Source organism: Kitasatospora sp. NPDC058406 (assembly GCF_042722765.1).
Taxonomy (GTDB): Bacteria; Actinomycetota; Actinomycetes; order Streptomycetales; family Streptomycetaceae; genus Kitasatospora.
This window is the reverse complement of the sequence record NZ_JBHXKE010000380.1, coordinates 1-6,104: the sequence shown is the minus strand read 5'-3', so window position 1 is coordinate 6,104 and position 6,104 is coordinate 1. Positions and strand designations below refer to the sequence as shown.

Annotated in this window: 5 protein-coding genes; 3 read left to right on the top strand and 2 right to left on the bottom strand. The window is 70.9% G+C overall.

The genetic code is table 11. The features are described 5' to 3' along the window. Positions 1-83 precede the first annotated feature (83 nt). Entirely contained in the window at positions 84-278 is a 195-nt protein-coding gene (locus tag ACFWOG_RS38955) for a hypothetical protein (protein WP_380364318.1), read from the bottom strand. Positions 279-1,863: 1,585 nt separating this feature from the next. Between ACFWOG_RS38955 and ACFWOG_RS38950 the strand changes: the two genes are divergently transcribed. Beyond that, positions 1,864-3,027 (top strand): ABC transporter substrate-binding protein, encoded by a 1,164-nt coding sequence (locus tag ACFWOG_RS38950; protein WP_380364316.1) that lies wholly within the window; start codon positions 1,864-1,866, stop codon positions 3,025-3,027. Positions 3,028-4,031: 1,004 nt separating this feature from the next. Here ACFWOG_RS38950 and ACFWOG_RS38945 read toward each other — a convergent pair. Beyond that, positions 4,032-4,724 (bottom strand): XRE family transcriptional regulator, encoded by a 693-nt coding sequence (locus ACFWOG_RS38945; protein WP_380364314.1) that lies wholly within the window; start codon positions 4,722-4,724, stop codon positions 4,032-4,034. Between the two features lie 145 nt (positions 4,725-4,869). Here ACFWOG_RS38945 and ACFWOG_RS38940 point away from each other — a divergent pair, with 145 nt between their 5' ends. Further along, positions 4,870-5,601, top strand: coding sequence for a transposase family protein (locus ACFWOG_RS38940; protein ID WP_380364312.1), 732 nt, complete (start codon positions 4,870-4,872; stop codon positions 5,599-5,601). Next, positions 5,520-6,044, top strand: a complete 525-nt coding sequence (locus ACFWOG_RS38935; RefSeq protein ID WP_380364310.1) for a site-specific integrase — start codon at positions 5,520-5,522, stop codon at positions 6,042-6,044. The genes ACFWOG_RS38940 and ACFWOG_RS38935 overlap by 82 nt, the downstream gene beginning before the upstream one ends. Positions 6,045-6,104: the final 60 nt, after the last annotated feature.

Below are 6,104 nucleotides of genomic sequence, written 5' to 3'. Positions count from 1 at the left end.
ACCGGGCCCCCTTCCGAGCTGAACGTCTCACGACATCCAACCGGTCCAGGGCCCTCCGGTACCAACCCGGCGAACCTATGCGGTCACAGCACTAGCGGGCCGAGCAGGCGCACCGCCCGGGTGACCTGTCCGGCCCACAGCTCCTCCGGCACGAACGGGCAACGCCGGTACCGCACGGCGAGCTGGGCGAGGTGCCGTACGCCGCACGCGTGCAACAGCCGCACACCGTCCAGGCACGCGTCCATGGCCACCGCGCAGGAGTCCGGCACCCGCAGCACCGCCACCTCCCCCGCCGCCACCAGGCCCCGCGCGCGGCGCAGAGCTGCGGCGCGTCGCCGGGCCCGGCCCCCGCAGTGTCCTCGCAGCGGTCCCCCTCCGGTCTACGCCCCCGCCCCGACCCGCGGCAGCCGATACGGCCCGTCCCGGCCACGCGGGCAGCGCCGAGCCGGCGTGACCGCGACCGCGAGGCGAGGGAGAACCGGCAGCGCACACCCCGATGCCTCCGAAGGGCCACCGTGCGGCCGTGCCGACAACGAGAAAGGTGACGTGACGGGATGGGCCGGCGCACCCCCGGGGGACGGGGGACCGGGCCGGACCGCCACGCCGAACGGGATGGGTCAGCCCAGCCACTCGCTGGTGTCGCCAGGGCCGTCACACCGGTCCTCGCCACCGTCGCGGCCGGGCCGCGATCCCGGCCGAGGTTGTTTCCCTGCTCGGCGCGCAGCAGTGCGGTGATCGGGTCGACGACGTGGCCGGGGCCCGAACGACGCCCCACCGGTGCCCGGGGCGCGGCGCGCACGGCAGACAGGGGTGGGTACGGCGCATCCAGGACGGCCGGGCGGTACTGGCGCAGGAGCGAGCGGATCCGGTGACCCGGAGGTTTGGCCCGGTCCGGCCGCAGGTGGATTCGGCCGGACCGGGCGTGAAGACGTGCCCACGCCTCACCCCGACGACGCTACGAGCCGGACGTCCACTCCCCCCGGGCGACAGACCCGGACCGGAACCGGTCTTCACCCGACCGCCCCCAACCCGAACCCAATGACACCAGGCCGAACACCACGCCCCGCCATCCGGCCGATCCGGCGAACTCGCCCACCCCGAAACCACCAGGCCCGGGGCCCACAACAGCGCGAATCCAGGGAATCTCCCGGCGCTCCGCGTCACAGGCCCTCCCCGTCCCCGGATGGGACGGGGACGGGCCACCCCCGGACAGGCGACCTGCCACGGGCCGTCGACCGACCCCGCCAGCCACCACCGGCGCCGGAAACCGGTCGTACGAGAACAGCGGCAAGAACCCCGGGCAGGGCCCTGCGGGGGTCTGCGAGGATCGCAGTGGGGTGCGCGCCGCCATGCCCGCAGCTCGCACCGCACCGCGCCGGGCGGGCGGAGGGCCAGGTGAGGCGCCTGCCGAGAGCCACGGTGAGCAGCGCGTGTGGTACCCGGGGCGAGCCAGAGCAGGCCGCCGTCGGGATCGATGATCGTCCGGCCGTCGGCGAACGCCGTCCACCCGTCGTGGCCAGTCTCCGCCCGGCCCGCCAGGCTCCGGTCGGGCCTGAGGACGGGGAACAGGGTGCGCCCGGGCCAGCCCTCGATCAGGAACACCCCGCCCCGCGCGTTCCAGGTGGCGCCCGGTTCGCGCAGCAGTGGCGAGGTGGACGTGCGGTCCGTGGCGTCCGTGGGCCCGGCTGTTCTCCACCCGAATGCCCGAAGCCGGGCGCCGTCGCGCCATGTGCGCGATTCGCCCGCGATGATGCCCATAAGAGATATATCTTCCACTAGTCTAGTAAATGTCCTATACCGGTTCATCGAGTGCAGCGGCCGCGGCCCGGTCGACGGCCGTCCCCGGCTCCGCCTGGAGATGCCATGGCTTCACCCCGAGCCTCCACCCTCTGCCTCAGCCTCTGCCTGGGCCTCGTGGCGATCAGCGGCGCCGCCTGCGGAGGCGGGAGCCCGCCGGCGGCGGTGGCACCGAAGGTGGCGGCATCCGCCGCCCAGGCCGGCGGCATGGACACACTCATCCGAGCGGCGCAGCAGGAGGGCGCTTTGACGGCCACCGCGTTGCTGCGGCACTGGGCGAACTACGGGGGGCTGATCGACGGGTTCGAGAAGAAGTACGGGGTCAAGGTCACCGTCGACAATCCCACCGGTGGGAGCCAGGAGGAGATCGACGATGTGAAGCGCTACCGTGGCCAGGAGCGGGCGCCCGATGTGCTCCAGCTCGGCAATTCCTTCGCCGCGTCCGCCGCCGAGGAGGGCCTGCTCGCGCCCTACCGGGTCGCCGACTACGGGCGGATTCCGGCGAACCAGAAAGACCCCCACGCCCGCTGGTACAACAGCTACGGCGGATACGTGTCGATCGGCTGCGACGCGTCCCGCGTGAAGGTTTGCCCCGTCACCTTCGCCGATCTGCTCAAGCCGGAGTACAAGGGCATGGTCGCGGTGAACGGCGCGAGCCCCAACACCGCCGGGTCGGCGTTCGCCGCCGTGTTCGCCGCGGCCCTCGCCAACGGCGGTTCGTTCGACGACATTCAGCCGGGCATCGACTTCTTCGGCCGGCTTGCCGCAGCGGGCAACTACAACACCGGAAACCCCGTACCGGAGTCGATCGTCAAGGGCGAGACCCCGATAGCCATCAACTGGGACTTCCTCAACCTGCAGCACGTCGACGCCCTGCGCGGCCAGGGGGTGGACTGGAGGGTCTCCATCCCCTTCGACGGCAGCTTCTCGCTCTACTACGCCCAGGCGATCAACAAGGACGCGCCTCATCCGGCGGCGGCCCGGCTGTGGGAGGAGTACCTCGCGAGCCCCGAGGGTCAGAACCTGCGGCTCGTGGGCTACGCCCGCCCGGTCCTGATGGACGCCATGGCCAAGGACGGCACCCTCGACAAGGACCTGGCCGCCAGGCTGCCGACCGTGGAGGGCGGCACACCCACCTTCCCCACCCCGGCGCAGCTGAAGCAGGCCCGCAACGTCGTCAAGGAGAACTGGGACAAGACCGTCCCGCCGAAGCCCGCCCCGTCCTCCTGACGGCGCAGCCGTCCCTTGCCGGGCACGGGTAGACCAGAGTGCACCAGCGGTCGTCGGGGCCTTCCAGCTGCCCCCTCAAGTGGGGAGAGCGGGGCAGCGTCCGCCTGTCGCCGGGCCGTAGAAGGCCTCGTTTCACGGCGTTCGAGGACGAGCAGCCCGGCCGGTGGATGCTCGCGCAGCGGGCTGGGCGGCCGGGGTCGGGGCCGGAGGCCGACCAGCGGCACCTGCACGCGGCGATCGGCACAACGAGGCCGGACCCCGAACCCGGCGGCCGCCAAGCGGGCGGCCGAAACGAAGCCGAAGATGTCCCGCACCGACCGGTTCGCCCAGCGCTTGGCCCCCCTCGCCGCCTTCGTGGAGCGGGAACGGCACCCCCGGGCGCCCCGCCCGCACAAAAACCGGCGGAGAGCGTAGAGGCCGGCCCCGGAGGTGAGGAACAGGCGGTCGTACCGCACTTCGCCCCGGGTACCTGGCTCAACAATCAGGAGAGCAGGAGGGCGAAGCTGACGGCGGGCCAGCTCGCGCAGCTCGCCGAGCACGGCACGGAGCGGCCGTAGGAGCGAGCGGCGCTGGGATTCCCGGAACACTCACGTGATTCCCGTACACCGACGAAGTCGGGAGGTCAGGGCTGGTCGGATCCCATCGTGGATGAAGGCCCGACCGGGAACACCAGCTCGACGCCTCAACGAATAGACCGGACGATTCGCCCCCGGCCGCAGGAGATGCGGTGTCCACGCAGGCGCCCAGTACCCAGTGGGGCCCGGCAGGCCGCCGTCCACCTCGGCGACCAGCCCCACCAAGGCACCGGACCCGTCGTGCAAGCGGCGTGCACACAGCCCGCGCCCCGTGGACCATCCCTCCAGGACGGCCAGGACCGGCTCGTAGGAGTCGACGCTGCCCCGAGAGGGCACCCGGATCAACTCCGCGGCGAGCTCCAGGACCGAGTCCCGGTCCGCGCGCGCCTGGCTCAGCAGCTCGGCTGCCAGCCCCGGTCCACTGCCGCGTCAGTCACCAAGCCCCGCCAATCGTCGAACCGTCGCCGCCGTCTCAACCCGCCGAGAACCCGCGTATGCCTCCCTGGTGTGCTGCACGAGTCGGCCGGCGTCATCCTCTCCCAGCACGATCCCCGTATCGAAGGGGTCCACACCGGATAACGAGGGCACCAGTATCACCGCCTCGCGCTCCGAGGCGACGAAGAACCGCTCCGGCTGGTTGCCTTCCACCACGCCGATGTGCAGCGTCTTGACTCCGCCTGTGCGCTCCGAGGGGTCCCGCAGGCGGGTCAGCGCCAGCAGGTGCTCCGTCAGCACACGGTTGCGCGACGGCCCGTAGAGGACTCGGTGATGGACGAGCGTGGGTCTGTCGGCCAGGGCCTGGAGGATGCTGTCCAGGTAGGCGGGCTCACGGATTCGGGAGCCGGTGATGACCAGAGCCTGCCGGGCGCTCTGGACCACTTCGACCATGGCTGCGAACAGGGCCGGGTACGGGTGAACCAGGCGCAGCCCCGCCCCCGGCGGAAACGCCGGCGAGTCGCCCCCGTCCTGGTCGGCGAACAGAACCTCGGCAGGCAGTTTGTAGACTTTGCAGCAGAGCGTTCGATAGCGGACGGACGTGCGGATCTTGAGCCGCTCCCACGCCGACAGAAGGCTCGGCGTCAGCCCGGTGGGCTCCTCGCTGACCTCGTCGATCGCAGCCACCGCCTGCTCAAGTGTCCAGTTCTTCGACTGCCATGCACGATGTCGCTGCCTCGGCAAAACTGGTTCTGACTTACTTTCAGGGCTCTGTCGCTGATTGAGGGGTCTGTGCCGGCCGTGATCGGGCGGTGGGCATGACCTCGGTGTGATGGATTCGGTGCGTGTGGCGGACCTTCTCTTCCCGGGGATCGGTGTGGAGGTCGAGGAGATGGTTCTTGGGGATAGCGAGGTTCGTCTCGCCGTACGGTCGGTGGCGGCGTCGGCCGTCTGCCCGGGGTGCGAGCGGAGATCATCACGGCTGCACTGCTACTACCGGCGGCGTCTTGCGGACCGTCCGGTCGCGGGTCGGCGGGTTCGGCTGGACCTGAGGGCGCGTCGTCTCGTATGCGGCAACGACCAGTGCGGCCGCCGGACGTTCGCCGAGCAGATCCCGGCTTTGACGTCCCGCCATGCGCGTCGCACGACCGCGCTCACCGCTCAGCTCACCGACATCGCCCTGTTCCTGGGCGGCCGGGCCGGAGCCCGGATCTCCGGGCGTCTGGCCATGACCACGGGCCGGGACACCCTGCTCCGTCTCATCCGGGCGCTACCCCTCCCGCCGTCGGGCCTCGTCCCGCGTCTGGGGGTGGACGAGTTCGCCATCCGCCGCGTTATCTGGAGTCGCCCGGAGGGCGTCCTTGATGTTGAGCACGGGCGGGTGAGGTGCCGGGATCTGCCTGGTGGAGGTGGTTATCTACCGCCGTCCAGTGCGCAGATTCGACGGAGGGACCCATGCTTGTTCAGCGGGTCGTGTCACCTATGGCACGGCAGGATTCGTGGACGGTGCTCGGTGACGACGATGCGCCGGTCGGTCCGATCGAGCGGTATCTCAGGTACCTGACCGACATCGAGCGATCACCGAACACCATCAAGGCGTACGCACACGACCTCAAGGACTACTTCAGCTTCCTGTCGCAGCACGGGCTGGACTGGCGCGAGGTGCGGTTGGAGGATCTCGGCGAGTTCGTGGCCTGGCTGCGCCGGCCGCCGAGGACGCGCGGCGGCGGCATCGCGGTCCTGCCCTCGGTCGAGGCGCACTGCACGGAGTCGACCGTGAACCGGAAGCTCTCGGCTCTCTCGGCGTTCTACCAGCACGCCGCCCGGCACGGCGTCGACCTGGGCGAACTCCTGATCACCTGGCAACCCGCCGGGCGGCGCCGCGGTTCGTGGAAGCCGTTCCTGCACCACATCAGCGCGGGCGGCCCGGTCGCTCGCCGCACGATCGGGTTTAGAAGACATCTCATTTGGGTGGGTCGAGTAGACTCCGAGTGTGCTGATCGTTGAGCGGCTGGTGCCGGATGAGCTGTGGGAGTTGTTCCAGTTGGTCGTGCCGGACGCTCCGGT

Bases quoted from the DNA above. Each gene is read 5' to 3' on its own strand.
- ACFWOG_RS38940 (WP_380364312.1), top strand. From the start codon at position 4,870: ATGGATTCGGTGCGTGTGGCGGACCTTCTCTTCCCGGGGATCGGTGTG.
- ACFWOG_RS38950 (WP_380364316.1), top strand. From the start codon at position 1,864: ATGGCTTCACCCCGAGCCTCCACCCTCTGCCTCAGCCTCTGCCTGGGC.
- ACFWOG_RS38935 (WP_380364310.1), top strand. From the start codon at position 5,520: ATGGCACGGCAGGATTCGTGGACGGTGCTCGGTGACGACGATGCGCCG.